Below are 15,114 nucleotides of genomic sequence, written 5' to 3'. Positions count from 1 at the left end.
GGGGTCCCAGGGAGGGGCCCCAGAGGCTAAGCAGTGGCGCGACTGTACCCGGCGGTATGGGACGGCGACAATCTTCGCCAGATTTTGCGTGGTCCGGAAACGGGCATTCGGCCGTCTTTTGGCGGACGCCGGGCACAGCTTTGGTGCTGCGTTCGACGGATGTTCGACCTGGGTTCAGTGGGTCTCAGGCGACCGAGGCCGTGCCTGCGGAGCCCGCCGCCGCGTCCTGCTCCTCGAGTGCCTGCCGGATGCCGACGGCGACCGCCGGATGGACGGGCAGGGCAAGGTGGCCGATTCCTGTCACCCGTACGTTCTGGGCGATGAGATCCGGGTGGTCGATGCACGCGGTTTCGGCCGGCAGCATGAGCTGGTCGAGATCGCTCCAGAAACTCACGAACCGCGTACGACAGGAGGGCGCGGGCCTGCGCAGCTCCTCGATCACGTCGGATCCGGGCCGCATTTGGCGCACGATGGGGTGGGCGCTCATCGGCGGGGCCACGCTGGTGCCCCCATGCGGGGTGCCTAGGGTGACCAGAGTGCGTACGCGCACGTCTCCGCCCAGCCGTTGCACGTAATAGCGGGCGATCAAGCCGCCGAGGCTGTGGCCGACGATGTCCACACGGGGGTGGCCCGTACGGTCGCAGATCTCCTCCACGTGGCGGCCGAGCAGCTCGGCCGCTGTGCGGATGTCGCATGTGAGCGGGGAGTAGTTGAGGGATTCCAGCCGGTGCCAGCCGTGCCGGGCCAGGGAGCGGCGCAGCACGACGAAGACCGACCGGTTGTCGACGAAACCGTGAAGCAGCACGACGGGCGGGCGGTCCCGGCCGGTGATGGGGAGCCGGGTCGCCCCGGTCTCGGGCGGTACGGGCTCCGGGCCGGGGAGCGCGCCCGCGCTCCGGCGGCGCTCCTGGGCGATGCCGGACGGGTAGAGGACCAGGTGCCCGGCCAGGATCGCGAACTCCAGAGCGGTGGCTCTCAGGAGCGCGGCCGACGGACGCAGCCGGCACGGAAAAGGCGGAAAGAAGTAGGGCAGGAGCCTCATGGCCGACCTCCCGAACGGCACGCTGGGAGGCGGCTCCGTCCCCCGTGTGCCCTCATGGGGTGCCGTACTGAAGAACTCGGCGGGCCGTTCCACCCTGCCACGCGGCTGACGGCACGGTGGAACGGCGACCTCGTCGCGGCTCCCCTCGCGGTCGTCCCGGCCGGCTGCGGCTGGTGCCGCCGCAGTGCCTGATGCGGCAGGAACGACGCTTGGCGAACATGTCCCATGTGTGATTTCCCCCTCCCTGTCCACCGTGAAACGGGCCGGTGCGGGATGCTGGCGATAACGTTCGTTCACTTCCCCGTCCGTATCGGTGCGGGGCGCGTGCCAATGACGGCGCAGTCGGTACATGGAGGCAGTGATGGGTGTGACCGGGCCGATCCGCGTGGTGGTCGCCAAGCCGGGACTCGACGGACACGATCGTGGGGCGAAGGTCATCGCGCGGGCCCTGCGCGACGCCGGCATGGAGGTCATCTACACCGGCCTTCACCAGACGCCCGAGCAGATCGTGGACACCGCCATTCAGGAGGACGCCGACGCCATCGGCCTGTCCATCCTCTCGGGCGCGCACAACACGCTCTTCGTGAAGGTCATCGAGCTGCTCAAGCAGCGCGATGCGGAGGACATCAAGGTCTTCGGCGGCGGCATCATCCCGGAGGCGGACATCGCTCCGCTGAAGGAGAAGGGTGTCGCGGAGATCTTCACGCCGGGCGCTACGACGCAGTCGATCGTGGAGTGGGTCAACACTCACGTCCGCCAGGCGGCGCAGGCGTAAGCGGGGGCTGGGGGCTGGGGGCTCGTTGGCTGGGGTTGGGGAGCGGGGCTCCGGCTGGGCCTGGGGCCGGGACCCGGAGCTCTCCAGGCCGAGGGTCTAGCTCTCCGACAGCTCCGACAGCATCGCCGCTCTGAGGCGGAGCGTGCCGACCAGGCGCTGGAAGGCCTCCGACCAATAGCCGGCCGCGCCGGGCGACGCGTCCTCCTGCTCGTCCGGCGTCGTCGTGAGTATCTGGAGGCGGTCCGCCTCGCCGGGGTCCAGGCAGCGCTCCGCCAGCCCCATGACTCCGCTGAAGCTCCACGGGTAGCTCCCCGCGTCCCGCGCGATGTCCAGTGCGTCGACCACCGCGCGGCCGAGCGGCTCCGCCCAGGGCACGGTGCACACCCCGAGCAGCTGGAACGCCTCGGAGAGGCCGTGCGCCGCGACGAACGCGGCCACCCACTCCGCCCGTTCGTCGTCCGGCAGCGTGGCCAGCAGCTTCGCGCGCTCGGCAAGGGACGACGTACCGGGGCCGGTCGCCGGTGGGGCGGATGGCACGCCGAGCAGCGCGCAGGCCCACGTGGCGTCCCGCTGCCGTGTCGCCGCGCGGCACCAGGCGGCGTGCAGCTCCTCCTTCCAGTCGTCGTCCACGGGCAGGGCGACGATCTCCTGCGGCGTACGGTCGCCCAGCCGGTGCGGCCACGTGCGCAACGGTGCGGACTCGACCAACTGGCCCAGCCACCAGGACCGCTCACCCCGGCCCCCCGGCGGTTTGGGCGACACGCCGTCGCGCTGCATGTCCGCGTCGCATTCGTGCGGGGCCTCCACGGCGATGCGCTCGCCGCCGGTCGCGCGGCCGGAACGGTCCAGGCTGACGCAGCTGGCGGCACGCGTCGCCATCCGCGCGGCCAGCGCGGAGCCCGGCAGCGCGGACAGCAGCTCGGCGGCGGTGGCCCGTACATTGCGGCTGCGGTCCGACAACGCCTGTTCCAGGAACGGCTCGTCGGCGTCGGACAGGCCGGAGCGCAGGGAATCGAGGAACATCAGGCGGTCCTCGGCGCGCTCGGTGGGCCAGGTGCCGGCGAGCAGTGCGAGCGCGGCCGCGGGGTCCTGGGCGCGGACGGCGGTGAGGAGGCCGACGCGCTCCGCGAACAGGCCCTCCTCCCACAGGCTCTTCACTGCTGCCGCGTCGTGGGGGTCGGGCAGTGCGCTTCCACCGGACGCGCCGCGCAGCGCGAACCGCCAGTCCGGGTTCAGCCCGGCCAGCCACAGGCCGCGCGGCCCGGCGAAGGCGAGGGTCTGCGGCCGTAGGTCGGTGCGGGCGCGGGCGGCGTCGAGCAGCGCGGGGAGCAGGGCCGGCGGCGCCTGGAAGCGGCGCCGGTTTGCAGCGGCGAGCCACTGGGGGAGCAGCTCCGTGAGATCGGGTGCGGTGCCGCGTCGGCCTCCGGCGGCGGGGGATGAGGAGCGGCCGGCCAGCAACTGCGCGAGCCGGTGGCGGGCTGCGGCGGGCAGTGGGGGGCGCGGGTCGTGCGGGGCGGGGGTGGGGCGCGTGGCGGCACGCGCGGGGAGGAGGCCGGCCCTGCGTCGTACGGTCTGCCGCGCTGCGGCGTCTAGCAGCGCGGCGGGGGCGTCCTTGCCGGGCGCCGCGGCGGCGGGCGGCAGCGTACGGCGGTCGGTGCCGAGCAGGGCGGTGGTGACTAGCTCTTCCCACGTGACCGGTGCGGGTGCGGGTGCTGGTGCTGGTGGGGGTGCGGTGGCTTCGGGGGCGGTGCCGCGCCGGGGCGTCTCCTCGGGCGTCGAACGTTCGGGTACTGCGTTGGTTCGTTGGCGGTGGTTGCGTTCAACGCCCTGCGGGGAGCGCCCCGACACGTCCCCGCCCGGCACCGTTGGGTGGTGAGCGGGGGTGGTGGCGTGGGGGGAGCTGACCGGGGTGGGCGCGTGGTGGGGCTGCGGGGGTGCTGGCGTGCTGCTGGTCATCGGGCCCTCCGTGCGGTCAGGGGTCGGTCAGCGGGACGGTTTCTGTTGAGTCGTCGGACCAGGCCGTCAGCGGCGTGAAGCCTTGGTGGCCGCACTCGCCGAAGACCGTGACGGGGCTGCCACCGGAGAGGGCGGCGAGCTTCCACAGGCCGGGGCGGGACAGGGCTGTGGAAGTGATGGGCAGAGCGAAGTTGGTTTCTTCGTCGGTGAGTTGCCAGGTGTTGGCCGAGGGGGTCGGTATGACGCGGCTGAGCGTTACTGGCCAGGAGTCGAGCCATGGGTCGTCCCTCAAGGCCCTGCCGTAGGCGTGGACCGCTTCGTTGGGGCCGATGCCGGGCGGCGGGGCGTCGATCGGGACCGGGAGGGCCGGTTGTTCGCCCACGTCGGCCCTCGGCTGCCCGGCGCCCGGGTAGAAGGTGAGCTCCATGTCGAACATCAGGCCCGTGGGCAGCGCGACTTCGGGGGCCCGGCCCCCGGCCCCGAAGGACAGCACCAGCGCCGTGCGTTTCGACTCCCTGCCGTACAGCCATATGCGGCGCGTGATGAGTTTGCTGGTCGCGGTGTCGTGCTGGGAGAGCACCAGCCAGCGGTCCCGGACCGGCGGTCCGGCGGCGGACGCGGTCAGGCCGACGCGGGTCCGCACGGTCGCGGCCAGTGGCTCCGGCAGCCGGTCGCGCGCCAGCCAGGCCGCGTCCAGCAGGTGCAGCAGCGCGCACTCCTCCAGCAGCCGCCCCGGCCAGCCCGGTCCCGACGCCGGTACGGCGCCCAGGTCCCTCACCCGCGCGGCCAGCCCCGGCGCCTGGGCGTCGACCATGCGGCGGGCCGTCTCCTCCCACAGCCCGTAACCGGTCTGCTCGGCGGTGGCCAGACCGCCGCGCAGCAGGTCGCTCAGGCGCTGCTCCAGCTCCGAAGCCCCCATGGTGATCCGCTCGGCGCGCTGCTCGGCCCTGCGCCTCGCCGCCTCGGGGTCTGCCGTCCTGGCGGACGTATCCGGTTCGTCTGCCTTCTTTCTGCGAGCCTCCAGCCACTCCTGGGCCCAGCCCGGCACCTCGGCGTCCCGAACGGCCGGCTCGTCGGCGGCCCAGAGCAGCAGCAGCCCCAGTGCGTGCTTGCAGGGGAACTTGCGGCTCGGGCAACTGCACTTGTAGGCGGGGCTGGCGCCCGTTGTGTCGACCACCGTCCGGTACGGGGTGCTGCCACTGCCCTCGCACAGTCCCCACACCGCCCCCGAACCGCTGCTCCCGGTCTCCGACCATGGCCCGGCCGTGCCGAGCCTGCTTCCCGTTTTGCGCGACGCATCGTCAGGAGCCAAGGCCAGCACCTGTTCCGCAGTCCAGCGCACCCCCTGCTGGTTCATGGGCAAGACGCTACGGGGCGCCACTGACAATCGGCCTTCACCTGCGGTTTCGCGGATCGCCATGACTTGACTCGACTTCATCCTTTGCGATTGGGTGCGAGCCCTTACCTGCATCCAGATCCGGGGGGATCCCACATGAACCGCTTCATCCGTACGGCAGTCTGCGCTGTCGCCGTCACCGGTCTCACCTTCGGCCTTGGCGCCTGCGAGGCGACCGAAGCCGCGAAGGACGAGGCCGTCGATCAGGTCGACAAGTCCATCGACGAGAAGTACGAGGTCACGTACGAGGTCACGGGCAAGAGCGTCGAGTCCATCGAGTTCGCGGGTGGCAAGGGCACGGCCATGGACCCGAAGATGGAGTCGGTCAAGAAGCCCACGCTGCCGTGGAAGAAGACCGTCACGCTGCGCGGCATCATGCCGCCCGCCGTCTCACCGATCGGTTTTGAGAACACCGCCGAGCTGACCTGCAAGGTCGTTTACAAGGGCGAGACGATCAAGGAAGCGAAGGGCGAGAAGGCCCTGCTCGGCTGCATCGCGGTCTCCCCGATCGTGAAGTAGCGATCACAGGCTACCAATTGGGCCCTGACCTGCGGCGACGGCCGATTGTCAGTGGTGTGGTGCACGGTGGATCCCACATCCGGGAAATCTGGAGGGGGATCCATGACCGTGCCCGAAACCAAGGCCGGCGCAAGTGCGGACACCGGCGAGGCCCTGCGGCCGCACGCCGAGGACGCCTTCGCCGACGAGCTCAAGGCGCTGGCCGCGGCCGACGACCGTCCGCGGCCCGCCAGGTGGCTGCTGTCGCCGTGGGCCGTGGCGACGTACCTGCTCGGCGGGACGCTGCCCGACGGCACGGTGATCACGCCCAAGTACGTGGGGCCGCGCCGGATCGTCGAAGTCGCCGTGACCACGCTCGCCACCGACCGGGCACTGCTGCTGCTCGGTGTGCCCGGCACCGCCAAGACCTGGGTGTCCGAGCATCTCGCGGCGGCCGTCAGCGGTGACTCGACCCTGCTCGTGCAGGGCACGGCCGGGACACCCGAGGAAGCCATCCGCTACGGCTGGAACTACGCCCGGCTGCTCGCGCACGGGCCGAGCCGCGACGCGCTCGTGCCCAGCCCCGTCATGCGGGCCATGGCCGACGGCATGACCGCGCGGGTCGAGGAGCTCACCCGCATCCCGGCCGACGTACAGGACACGCTGATCACGATCCTGTCGGAAAAGACGCTGCCCATCCCCGAGCTGGGGCAGGAGCAGCAGGCCGTCCGCGGCTTCAACCTCATCGCCACCGCCAACGACCGCGACCGCGGGGTCAATGACCTGTCCAGCGCGCTGCGGCGCCGGTTCAACACGGTGGTGCTGCCGTTGCCCGAGACGGCGGAAGCCGAGGTCGACATCGTGGCCCGGCGCGTCGACCAGATCGGGCGCTCGCTCGACCTGCCGGCCACGCCCGACGGGTTCCACGAGATCCGGCGTGTCGTCACCGTCTTCCGTGAACTGCGTGCCGGTGTTACCGCCGACGGGCGCACCAAGGTCAAGTCGCCCTCGGGGACACTGTCGACGGCCGAGGCGATCTCCGTCGTCACGGGAGGTCTGGCCCTCGCCGCGCACTTCGGGGACGGAGTACTGCGCTCCGGCGACGTGGCGGCCGGCATCCTCGGGGCGGTCGTGCGCGACCCGGCGGCGGACCGTGTCATCTGGCAGGAGTACCTGGAAACGGTCGTCCGCGAACGGGACGGCTGGAAGGACTTCTACCGCGCCTGCCGGGAGGTCTCGGGATGACGCCCGGCCCCCTGTTGCTGGGCGTTCGCCACCACGGGCCCGGCTCGGCCCGTGCGGTGCGCGCGGCGCTCCGAGCGGCGCGGCCCCGGGCCGTACTGATCGAAGGACCGCCCGAGGCCGATGCGCTGCTGCCACTCGCGGCCGACGACGCGATGCGCCCGCCCGTGGCCCTGCTCGCGCACGTCGCGGACGACCCGCGCCGGGCCGCGTTCTGGCCGCTGGCCGAGTTCTCCCCCGAGTGGGTCGCGATCCGCTGGGCGCTCGGGCACGGCGCAGCGGTCCGCTTCATCGACCTCCCCGCGGCGCACTCGTTGGCGCTGACGGAGGAGGGGGAGGAGGGGGAGGAGGGGGAGGAGGACGGTGGGGGTGAGGAGCGTGCGGCCGAGTCCCTTGCCGTCGACCCGGTGAGGGTGCTCGCCGAGGCTGCCGGGTACGACGATCCGGAGCGGTGGTGGGAGGACGTCATCGAGCACCGCGGGGACGGGGCCGGCGACCCGTTCGCACCGTTCGGGGCGCTCACCGAGGCCATGGGGGCCCTGCGCGAGACGTACGGAGACGGAGGGCACCCCCGCGACCGCGTGCGCGAGGCCCACATGAGGCTCCGGCTGCGAGCCGCGCGCAAGGAGTTCGGCGACGACTTCGCCGTGGTCTGCGGCGCGTGGCACCTGCCGGCGCTCGGCGAGAAGGTGGCCACCGCCACCGCCGACCGTGCGCTGCTCAAAGGCCTGCCCAAGGTCAGGGCCGAAATGACCTGGGTGCCGTGGACCCACCGCAGGCTGGCCCGGCGCAGCGGTTACGGTGCGGGCATCGAGTCGCCCGGCTGGTACGGCCATCTCTTCGGTGCCCCCGACCGGCCTGTCGAGCGCTGGATGACCAAGGTCGCCGGGCTGCTGCGGGCCGAGGACCGACCGGTCTCCTCCGCCCACGTCATCGAGGCCGTACGGCTGGCCGAAACGCTCGCCGTCATGCGGGGCCGGCCGCTCGCCGGGCTCACCGAGACGATGGACGCGGTGCGGGCCGTGATGTGCGAGGGCTCCGACGTGCCGCTCGCGCTCGTGCACGACCGGCTCGTCGTAGGTGACGTTCTCGGCGAGGTCCCGGACACGGCGCCCGCCGTACCGCTGCAACGCGACCTGACCCGGACGCAGCGCAGTCTGCGGCTCAAACCGGAAGCACAGGAACGCAACGTGGAGCTCGATCTGCGGAAGGAGACCGACGCGGCGCGCAGCCGGCTGCTGCACCGGCTGCGGCTGCTGTCCATCGGCTGGGGCGAGCCGGCCGAGGCGCGAGGGAGCACGGGGACGTTCCGGGAGGCCTGGCGGCTGCGCTGGGAGCCCGAATTGCCGGTGCGTGTCGCCGAGGCCGGGGTGTGGGGCACCACGGTCCTCTCCGCGGCCACCGCCAAGGCCGAGACCCACGCCGTGTCGGCCACCGCGCTCGCCGACGTCACCGCGCTCGCCGAGCAGTGCCTGCTGGCCGAACTCCCCGACGCCCTCCCGGTGGTCATGCGGGCACTCGCCGACCGCGCGGCGCTGGACGCCGACGTCGGCCACCTCGCCCAGGCGCTGCCCGCGCTCGCCCGATCGCTGCGGTACGGCGACGTTCGCGGCACGGACACGGTCGCGCTGGGCGAGGTCGCGGCCGGCCTCGCCGAGCGGATCTGCGTCGGGCTGCCGCCCGCCTGCACCGGCCTCGACGCGGACGGTACGGCGGACATGCGCCGCCACCTCGACGCGGTCCACGCGGCGGTCGGCCTCCTGGCCGGGACCGCGCCCGGCGAGCGCCGTGACGTGCGCGGGCGTTGGTCGGCGGTGCTGAGCAGACTCGCCGGGCGGGACAGTGTGGGCGGTGTGATCCGCGGCCGGGCGGCGCGGTTGCTGCTGGACGACGGGCGGCTCACGGAGGAGGACGCGGCGCGCCTCATGTCGCTCGCCCTGTCACTCGGGACACCGCCGGCCGACGCCGCGGCCTGGATCGAGGGCTTCGTCGGCGGAGCATCGGGCGGGGGAATGCTCCTCGTACACGACGAACGGCTGCTCGGCCTGGTCGACACCTGGCTGACCGGTGTGTCCGCCGACGCCTTCACCGGCGTACTGCCGCTGCTGCGCCGCACGTTCTCGGCGTACGAGCCGGGAGTACGGCGCACACTGGGCGAACTCGTCAGGCGCGGCCCGTCCGCCGCACACCCGGCGCGTACGGAGTCCGGGACACCCGGCTTCGGCCCGGGTCTGGACGAGGAGCGTGCCGACGCGGTGCTGCCGGTGCTGGGGCTGCTGCTCGGCGACGGGACGGCCGACGCGGCCCGTCCGGTGGGTGAGGGTTTGGTCGTTGGGCGTGCGGGTGCGGGTGCGGGTGCGGGTGCGGGTGCGGGTGCGGGTGCGGGTGCGGGTGCGGTGGAGGGTGTCGCGTTGCGGCAACTGCCGATCCGTGTGTGCCCGCCACGCGGCGGGGCCGCACATGTCGCAGCGGGAGAGGGCGGTTTGGGGAACACGAGCGAGGGCAGCGGCGAGCGGCTCCGGCGCTGGCGGCTCGTGCTCGGTGGGGAAGCGGCCGACGGGACCGGGGTGTCGCTCATTGGTCAGGACGCCGCCATGGACGCGGCGTTGGGCGCGCTGTACGGCAGCGGGCGCGACGCGGAGCGTTCGTCCGGCCGCTCGGCCGGGCTCGGTGCCTCCGCGCCGTCCGTCGCGCGCTGGCTCGGCGACATCCGTACGTACTTCCCGAACTCCGTCGTGCAGGTCATGCAGCGCGACGCCATTGAGCGCCTGGGCCTGTCGGCGCTGCTGCTGGAACCCGAGATGCTGGAGGCCGTGGAGGCGGACGTCCACCTCGTCGGGACGCTGCTCTCGCTCAACAAGGCGATGCCGGAGACGACCAGGGAAACGGCGCGCGCCGTCGTCCGCAAGGTCGTCGCAGACCTGGAGAAGCGTCTCGCCACCCGCACCAGGGCCACCCTCACCGGCGCTCTCGACCGCAGCGCCCGCGTCAGCCGCCCACGCCACCGGGACATCGACTGGGACCGGACCATCCGGGCCAACCTGAAAAACTACCTTCCTGAATACCGGACGGTCGTTCCCGAACGGCTCGTCGGGTACGGGCGGGCTTCGCAGTCCGTGAAGAAGGACATCGTCCTGTGCATCGACCAGTCGGGGTCCATGGCCGCGTCCGTGGTCTACGCGTCGGTCTTCGGCGCGGTCCTCGCCTCCATGCGCTCGGTCGACACCCGCCTCGTCGTCTTCGACACCGCCGCCGTCGACCTCACCGACCAGTTGGACGACCCGGTCGACGTTCTCTTCGGCACCCGGCTCGGCGGGGGGACGGACATCAACCGCGCCCTCGCGTACTGCCAGTCGCGGATCACCCGGCCGGCCGACACCGTCGTCGTGCTGATCAGCGACCTCTACGAGGGCGGCATACGCGACGAGATGCTGAAGCGGGTGGCGGCGATGAAGGCGTCGGGAGTGCAGTTCGTGGCACTGCTCGCGCTCTCCGACGAAGGCGCTCCCGCGTACGACCGGGAGCACGCGGCGGCTCTCGCGGCCCTCGGCGCCCCCGCCTTCGCCTGTACGCCGGACCTGTTTCCGGAGGTGATGGCGGCGGCGATCGAGAAACGACCACTACCCATACCGGACATGGCGACTCATCAGTAACATCCGACTTGCGCGACCCCAGGAGGCTCGTGCAAGCATCAGCCCGTCGTTTCCTCCCCCTGCGAAGGCGCTGTTCCTCTTGACTGCCGTGGTTGCTCGCCCCCTTGCCGCTCTGCGCGTACTGCGCCGGGCGGGTCGGCGGCGTGCGCTGCGGGTGGTGTTCTTCCTGGGGGGCTTGCTGGCGTTGGGGTTTCTGTGGGGCGGCCAGGCGTACGCAGCCGAGGCGGCGCCGGTGGCCCCGGCCGCCGCGCAGGCCGTGCCTGAAGGGGTGGACCCGCCGGCCGATGTCGTACGGGGCGTCACGCGGCCCGTCGACGAGCTGAAGGACCGCGTCGTCCAGCAACAGCCGACGGCGACGCCCGAGCTGCCGGCGCCCGGCCTGCCGGTGCCCGCGTTGCCCGCACACGAAGTTCCCGCACACGAAGTGCCGGTGCCGGGAGTTCCCGAGCCCGCAGCGCCCGTGTCCGAAGTGCCCGTGTCCCCAGCGCCCGCAGTGCCCGTGCCCGCAGTGCCCGTGGCGCAGGTGCCGTCTGCCGATGGTGGTACGGAGCCCCCGGTAGGGCCGGAGCGATCCGTGCATCAGGGCTCCGGCGAACGGGTCCTGCCGGACGGGAGCGGGTCTCTGACCGCCATCGCGGGCGTTGCCGACCAGGGCGCGTACCCGTACGGCCTCACCGGGCCGCAGCGCGATGACGCACACCGGGGTCCGGGCCGCCCGGAGTGCGGGCAGGCGCCCGTACCGGCGCCTGCCGGGCCGTGCGGCGACGGCGTATGGCAGTCGGCCGGTGACGCGAATCCGTCGCGCTCCGGCGACAAGCACGCCGCCGCGTCCGCGGACGGCGCCCGGTTCGGGCTGGTGCGCGGGGCAACGCTGCCGACGACCGCCGCACCGACGTACGACCGGCCGCACGAAGTCCTCGAATTCCCCGGCTAGGGCAGACCGTCCCCGCTCAATGACCTGCCGCGCGGGGGCGGGACAGGTCTGCCCGCCATCCGGAAACCCGGACAGCCGAATGAATTTCGAAGGATCTGACAAAAGCATGAACAAGAACATCCGCCGTTCCATCGCCGTCGCCGCCACCGCCGGCGGCATGTGGGCCCTCGGCACCGCCGCCGCGAGCGCGGCCGAGCTGCCCGTCTCGGTGCCGCTGTCGACGCCCGACCAGGCGTCCGACGCCGTAGCGGACGTCAAGGACGTCACGTCCGGGGTCGCCGACGAGGCCGCCGGTGCGGCCTCCGCAGCCAAGGTCACCGCGAAGGCCGACGTCCAGGACGTGCGGCACGACGCCGAGGTCGGCCTGCCGGCCGTCCCCTCCGTGACCGACGTGACCGACGCCGCCCACGCGGGGGCCGATGCCGCGTCCGACGCCCACGCTGACGCCCGGGCCGGCGCCGAGGCCGAGGTCGACTACCTCTTCGGGCCGCTGTCCACCTTCGCGTCCGAGGTCGAGCAGGCGCCGGGCCAGGCTCAGGCTTACGCCGGCCAGGCCCCCGGCCACGCCACCCCGCTCGCCCACGCCGTCGCCCAGGACACCCTGCCGCCCATCGCCGCCCGCGCCGTGCACGGCGTGCTCCCGGTCGCCGGTCAGGCGGTCGGTGACGCCGGCGGCCTCGCCCGGGGCGCGGTCGGTGACGTGGCGCCCTTCGCGGGTGGTGTCGTGAGCGACGTGCAGCCGTTCGCCGGTGGCGTCGTCTCCGAGGTCGGCCCGTTCGCGGGTGGCGTCCACGGTGCGGTCCAGCCGTTCGTCCAGACCGTCGTCGACCACCTGGAGCCGGTGGCGTACGGCGTCGGCGGCAGCGCCCACACCCTCGCGCACGGCGTCGCCGGCGACGTGTCGCCGTTCGCCGGTGGCGTCGTGTCCGACGTCCAGCCGTTCGCGCACGACCTGTCCGGCACGGTCACCTCGACGCCGCTCGCCGGCAACGCCGCCTACGGCGCCCAGGACGCCGCCGGCTCGGTCACCCCTGGCTACGCGTCTTACCTGACGCAGGGCATCTGACGCAGGACACCTGACGCGACGCAGGGCATCTGACGCGCGGCATCTGAAGCAGGGCATCCGGCAGGCGGGTCGGGTGTTCCTCGGGCGGTCTCCATTGGGGTGGAGGCCGCCCGGCTCCGTATCCGGCCCGTAACCGGCCCCTATCCGGCTCCGTGTCTGGCCTGCGGGGCGGCCGCCGACGCGTAGCACGTGCGCTCCGTGACCGGCTGTGACCGGTATCACCGCCCAGGTGTGATCTGCGATTTAGGGTCCCACGGCCCACGGGGATAACCTGCGAGACGGACATGCCGCGTACCGGACACCGTTACGCCTCCCTTGTGACAGCGCCGTCACGTTGCCCTTCGCGGCACGCCCATTGGAGACAACGCAACGAACCGCGATCACCAGAAAAGGGACGGACGCGCGTGGACCTGTTCGAGTACCAGGCGAGGGACCTCTTCGCCAAGCACGGTGTACCGGTGCTGGCCGGTGAAGTCATCGAAACGCCTGAGGCGGCGCGCGAGGCCACTGAGCGGCTGGGCGGCAAGTCGGTCGTCAAGGCGCAGGTGAAGGTCGGCGGCCGCGGCAAGGCCGGCGGCGTCAAGCTCGCCGCGACGCCGGACGAGGCCGTCGCCCGGGCGACGGACATCCTCGGGATGGACATCAAGGGCCACACGGTCCACAAGGTGATGATCGCCGAGACCGCACCCGAGATCGCCGAGGAGTACTACGTCTCGTACCTCCTCGACCGCACCAACCGCACCTTCCTCGCCATGGCGTCCGTGCAGGGCGGCATGGACATCGAGGAGGTCGCGGAGAAGACCCCCGAGGCTCTCGCGAAGGTCCCGGTCAACGCCAATGACGGCGTGACGATCGAGAAGGCCCGCGAGATCGTCGCCCAGGCGAAGTTCCCGGCCGAGGTCGCGGAGCAGGTCGCCGAGGTCCTGGTGACGCTGTGGGACACCTTCGTCGCCGAGGACGCGCTCCTCGTCGAGGTCAACCCCCTCGCGAAGGTCGCCGACGGCCGCATCATCGCGCTGGACGGCAAGGTGTCTCTCGACGAGAACGCCGAGTTCCGCCAGCCGGGCCACGAGGAGTTCGTGGACCACGCCGCAGCCAACCCGCTCGAGGCTGCTGCCAAGGCCAAGAACCTCAACTACGTCAAGCTCGACGGCGAGGTCGGCATCATCGGTAACGGTGCCGGTCTGGTCATGTCGACGCTGGACGTCGTCGCGTACGCCGGTGAGAACCACGGCAACGTGAAGCCCGCCAACTTCCTCGACATCGGTGGCGGCGCCTCCGCCGAGGTCATGGCGAACGGCCTGGAGATCATCCTCGGCGACCCGGACGTCAAGTCCGTGTTCGTCAACGTCTTCGGTGGCATCACCGCCTGCGACGAGGTCGCCAACGGCGTCGTCCAGGCGCTCGCGCTGCTGAAGAGCAAGGGCGAGGAAGTCACCAAGCCGCTGGTCGTGCGCCTCGACGGCAACAACGCGGAGCTCGGTCGCAAGATCCTCTCCGACGCGAACCACCCGCTCGTTCAGCGTGTGGACACCATGGACGGCGCGGCCGACAAGGCCGCTGAGCTCGCCGCGGCAGCGAAGTAAAGGACGAGGGACTCCAACACCATGGCTATCTTCCTCACCAAGGACAGCAAGGTCATCGTCCAGGGGATGACCGGCGCCACGGGCATGAAGCACACCAAGCTCATGCTGGCCGACGGCACCAACATCGTCGGTGGCGTGAACCCGCGCAAGGCCGGTACGTCCGTCGACTTCGACGGCACTGAGGTCCCGGTCTTCGGCTCCGTCAAGGAAGCGATGGAGAAGACCGGCGCCGACGTGTCGGTTCTCTTCGTGCCGCCGGCCTTCGCGAAGGCCGCCGTCGTCGAGGCGATCGACGCCGAGATTCCGCTGGCCGTCGTGATCACCGAGGGCATCGCCGTCCACGACTCCGCGGCCTTCTGGGCGTACGCCGGTGCCAAGGGCAACAAGACCCGGATCATCGGCCCGAACTGCCCCGGTCTCATCACGCCGGGCCAGTCCAACGCCGGCATCATTCCGGGCGACATCACCAAGCCCGGCCGCATCGGTCTCGTGTCGAAGTCCGGCACGCTGACCTACCAGATGATGTACGAGCTCCGTGACATCGGCTTCTCGTCCGCCGTCGGCATCGGTGGCGACCCGGTCATCGGTACTACGCACATCGATGCTCTGGCTGCTTTCGAGGCCGACGCCGACACTGATCTCATCGTGATGATCGGTGAGATCGGTGGCGACGCTGAGGAGCGTGCCGCTGACTACATCGCGAAGAACGTGACCAAGCCGGTCGTCGGTTACGTCGCGGGCTTCACCGCCCCCGAGGGCAAGACGATGGGTCACGCCGGCGCGATCGTGTCCGGTTCTTCTGGCACCGCACAGGCCAAGAAGGAGGCCCTCGAGGCCGCGGGCGTCAAGGTCGGCAAGACGCCGACCGAGACGGCCAAGCTGGCTCGCGCGATTCTGGCGGGTTAGTACGCCGCTGCCGTCTCGGCGGCACGGTGGTCTGGTGCGGGCCCGTATCCCCTGGTCAGG

Annotated in this window: 11 protein-coding genes and 1 pseudogene; 9 read left to right on the top strand and 3 right to left on the bottom strand. The window is 72.0% G+C overall.

Features of this window, described 5'->3' with window-relative positions; all coding sequences use genetic code 11:
• Nucleotides 1-184: 184 nt before the first annotated feature.
• Nucleotides 185-1,042 (bottom strand): lipase family alpha/beta hydrolase, encoded by an 858-nt coding sequence (locus tag G412_RS0111870; protein WP_028812292.1) that lies wholly within the window; start codon nucleotides 1,040-1,042, stop codon nucleotides 185-187.
• Nucleotides 1,043-1,403: 361 nt separating this feature from the next.
• Between G412_RS0111870 and icmB the strand changes: the two genes are divergently transcribed.
• Nucleotides 1,404-1,817: a coenzyme B12-dependent isobutyryl CoA mutase small subunit gene (gene icmB, locus G412_RS0111860; protein ID WP_028812291.1), complete on the top strand. Its 414-nt coding sequence runs from the start codon at nucleotides 1,404-1,406 to the stop codon at nucleotides 1,815-1,817.
• 96 nt (nucleotides 1,818-1,913) lie between these two features.
• On the opposite strand, the gene G412_RS34120 is transcribed toward icmB, so the two are convergent.
• Complete coding sequence (locus tag G412_RS34120; protein ID WP_244282915.1) at nucleotides 1,914-3,773, bottom strand: DUF5691 domain-containing protein; 1,860 nt, start codon at nucleotides 3,771-3,773, stop codon at nucleotides 1,914-1,916.
• Nucleotides 3,774-3,789: 16 nt separating this feature from the next.
• On the bottom strand, nucleotides 3,790-5,130 hold the full coding sequence (locus G412_RS0111850; RefSeq protein WP_078606923.1) for an SWIM zinc finger family protein: 1,341 nt from the start codon (nucleotides 5,128-5,130) through the stop codon (nucleotides 3,790-3,792).
• Nucleotides 5,131-5,265: 135 nt separating this feature from the next.
• Here G412_RS0111850 and G412_RS0111845 point away from each other — a divergent pair, with 135 nt between their 5' ends.
• The 8 genes and pseudogenes from G412_RS0111845 to sucD all read left to right on the top strand — a co-directional run bounded on the left by G412_RS0111845 (nucleotide 5,266) and on the right by sucD (nucleotide 15,054).
• Nucleotides 5,266-5,688: a hypothetical protein gene (locus G412_RS0111845; RefSeq protein ID WP_028812289.1), complete on the top strand. Its 423-nt coding sequence runs from the start codon at nucleotides 5,266-5,268 to the stop codon at nucleotides 5,686-5,688.
• 102 nt (nucleotides 5,689-5,790) lie between these two features.
• Nucleotides 5,791-6,912 carry an ATP-binding protein gene (locus G412_RS0111840; protein WP_028812288.1) on the top strand — a complete coding sequence of 374 codons (1,122 nt, stop codon included), beginning with the start codon at nucleotides 5,791-5,793 and terminating at the stop codon, nucleotides 6,910-6,912.
• Nucleotides 6,909-9,221, top strand: a pseudogene (locus G412_RS40800) (DUF5682 family protein); the annotation flags it as partial. The gene G412_RS0111840 and the pseudogene G412_RS40800, both read left to right, overlap by 4 nt.
• A gap of 282 nt (nucleotides 9,222-9,503) precedes the next feature.
• Nucleotides 9,504-10,562: a VWA domain-containing protein gene (locus tag G412_RS40795; protein WP_078606946.1), complete on the top strand. Its 1,059-nt coding sequence runs from the start codon at nucleotides 9,504-9,506 to the stop codon at nucleotides 10,560-10,562.
• 79 nt (nucleotides 10,563-10,641) lie between these two features.
• On the top strand, nucleotides 10,642-11,496 hold the full coding sequence (locus tag G412_RS0111830; protein WP_157839081.1) for a hypothetical protein: 855 nt from the start codon (nucleotides 10,642-10,644) through the stop codon (nucleotides 11,494-11,496).
• A gap of 106 nt (nucleotides 11,497-11,602) precedes the next feature.
• Nucleotides 11,603-12,562: a hypothetical protein gene (locus G412_RS0111825; RefSeq protein ID WP_028812286.1), complete on the top strand. Its 960-nt coding sequence runs from the start codon at nucleotides 11,603-11,605 to the stop codon at nucleotides 12,560-12,562.
• 404 nt (nucleotides 12,563-12,966) lie between these two features.
• Nucleotides 12,967-14,148, top strand: coding sequence for an ADP-forming succinate--CoA ligase subunit beta (sucC, locus tag G412_RS0111820; RefSeq protein ID WP_028812285.1), 1,182 nt, complete (start codon nucleotides 12,967-12,969; stop codon nucleotides 14,146-14,148).
• A gap of 21 nt (nucleotides 14,149-14,169) precedes the next feature.
• Nucleotides 14,170-15,054 carry a succinate--CoA ligase subunit alpha gene (gene sucD / locus G412_RS0111815; RefSeq protein WP_028812284.1) on the top strand — a complete coding sequence of 295 codons (885 nt, stop codon included), beginning with the start codon at nucleotides 14,170-14,172 and terminating at the stop codon, nucleotides 15,052-15,054.
• Nucleotides 15,055-15,114 lie beyond the last annotated feature (60 nt).

Source organism: Streptomyces flavidovirens DSM 40150 (genome assembly GCF_000429085.1).
In the GTDB taxonomy this organism is placed as follows: domain Bacteria; phylum Actinomycetota; class Actinomycetes; order Streptomycetales; family Streptomycetaceae; genus Streptomyces; species Streptomyces flavidovirens.
Note: the sequence above shows the minus strand (reverse complement) of the source record. Positions and strands in the feature narration are given on the sequence as shown.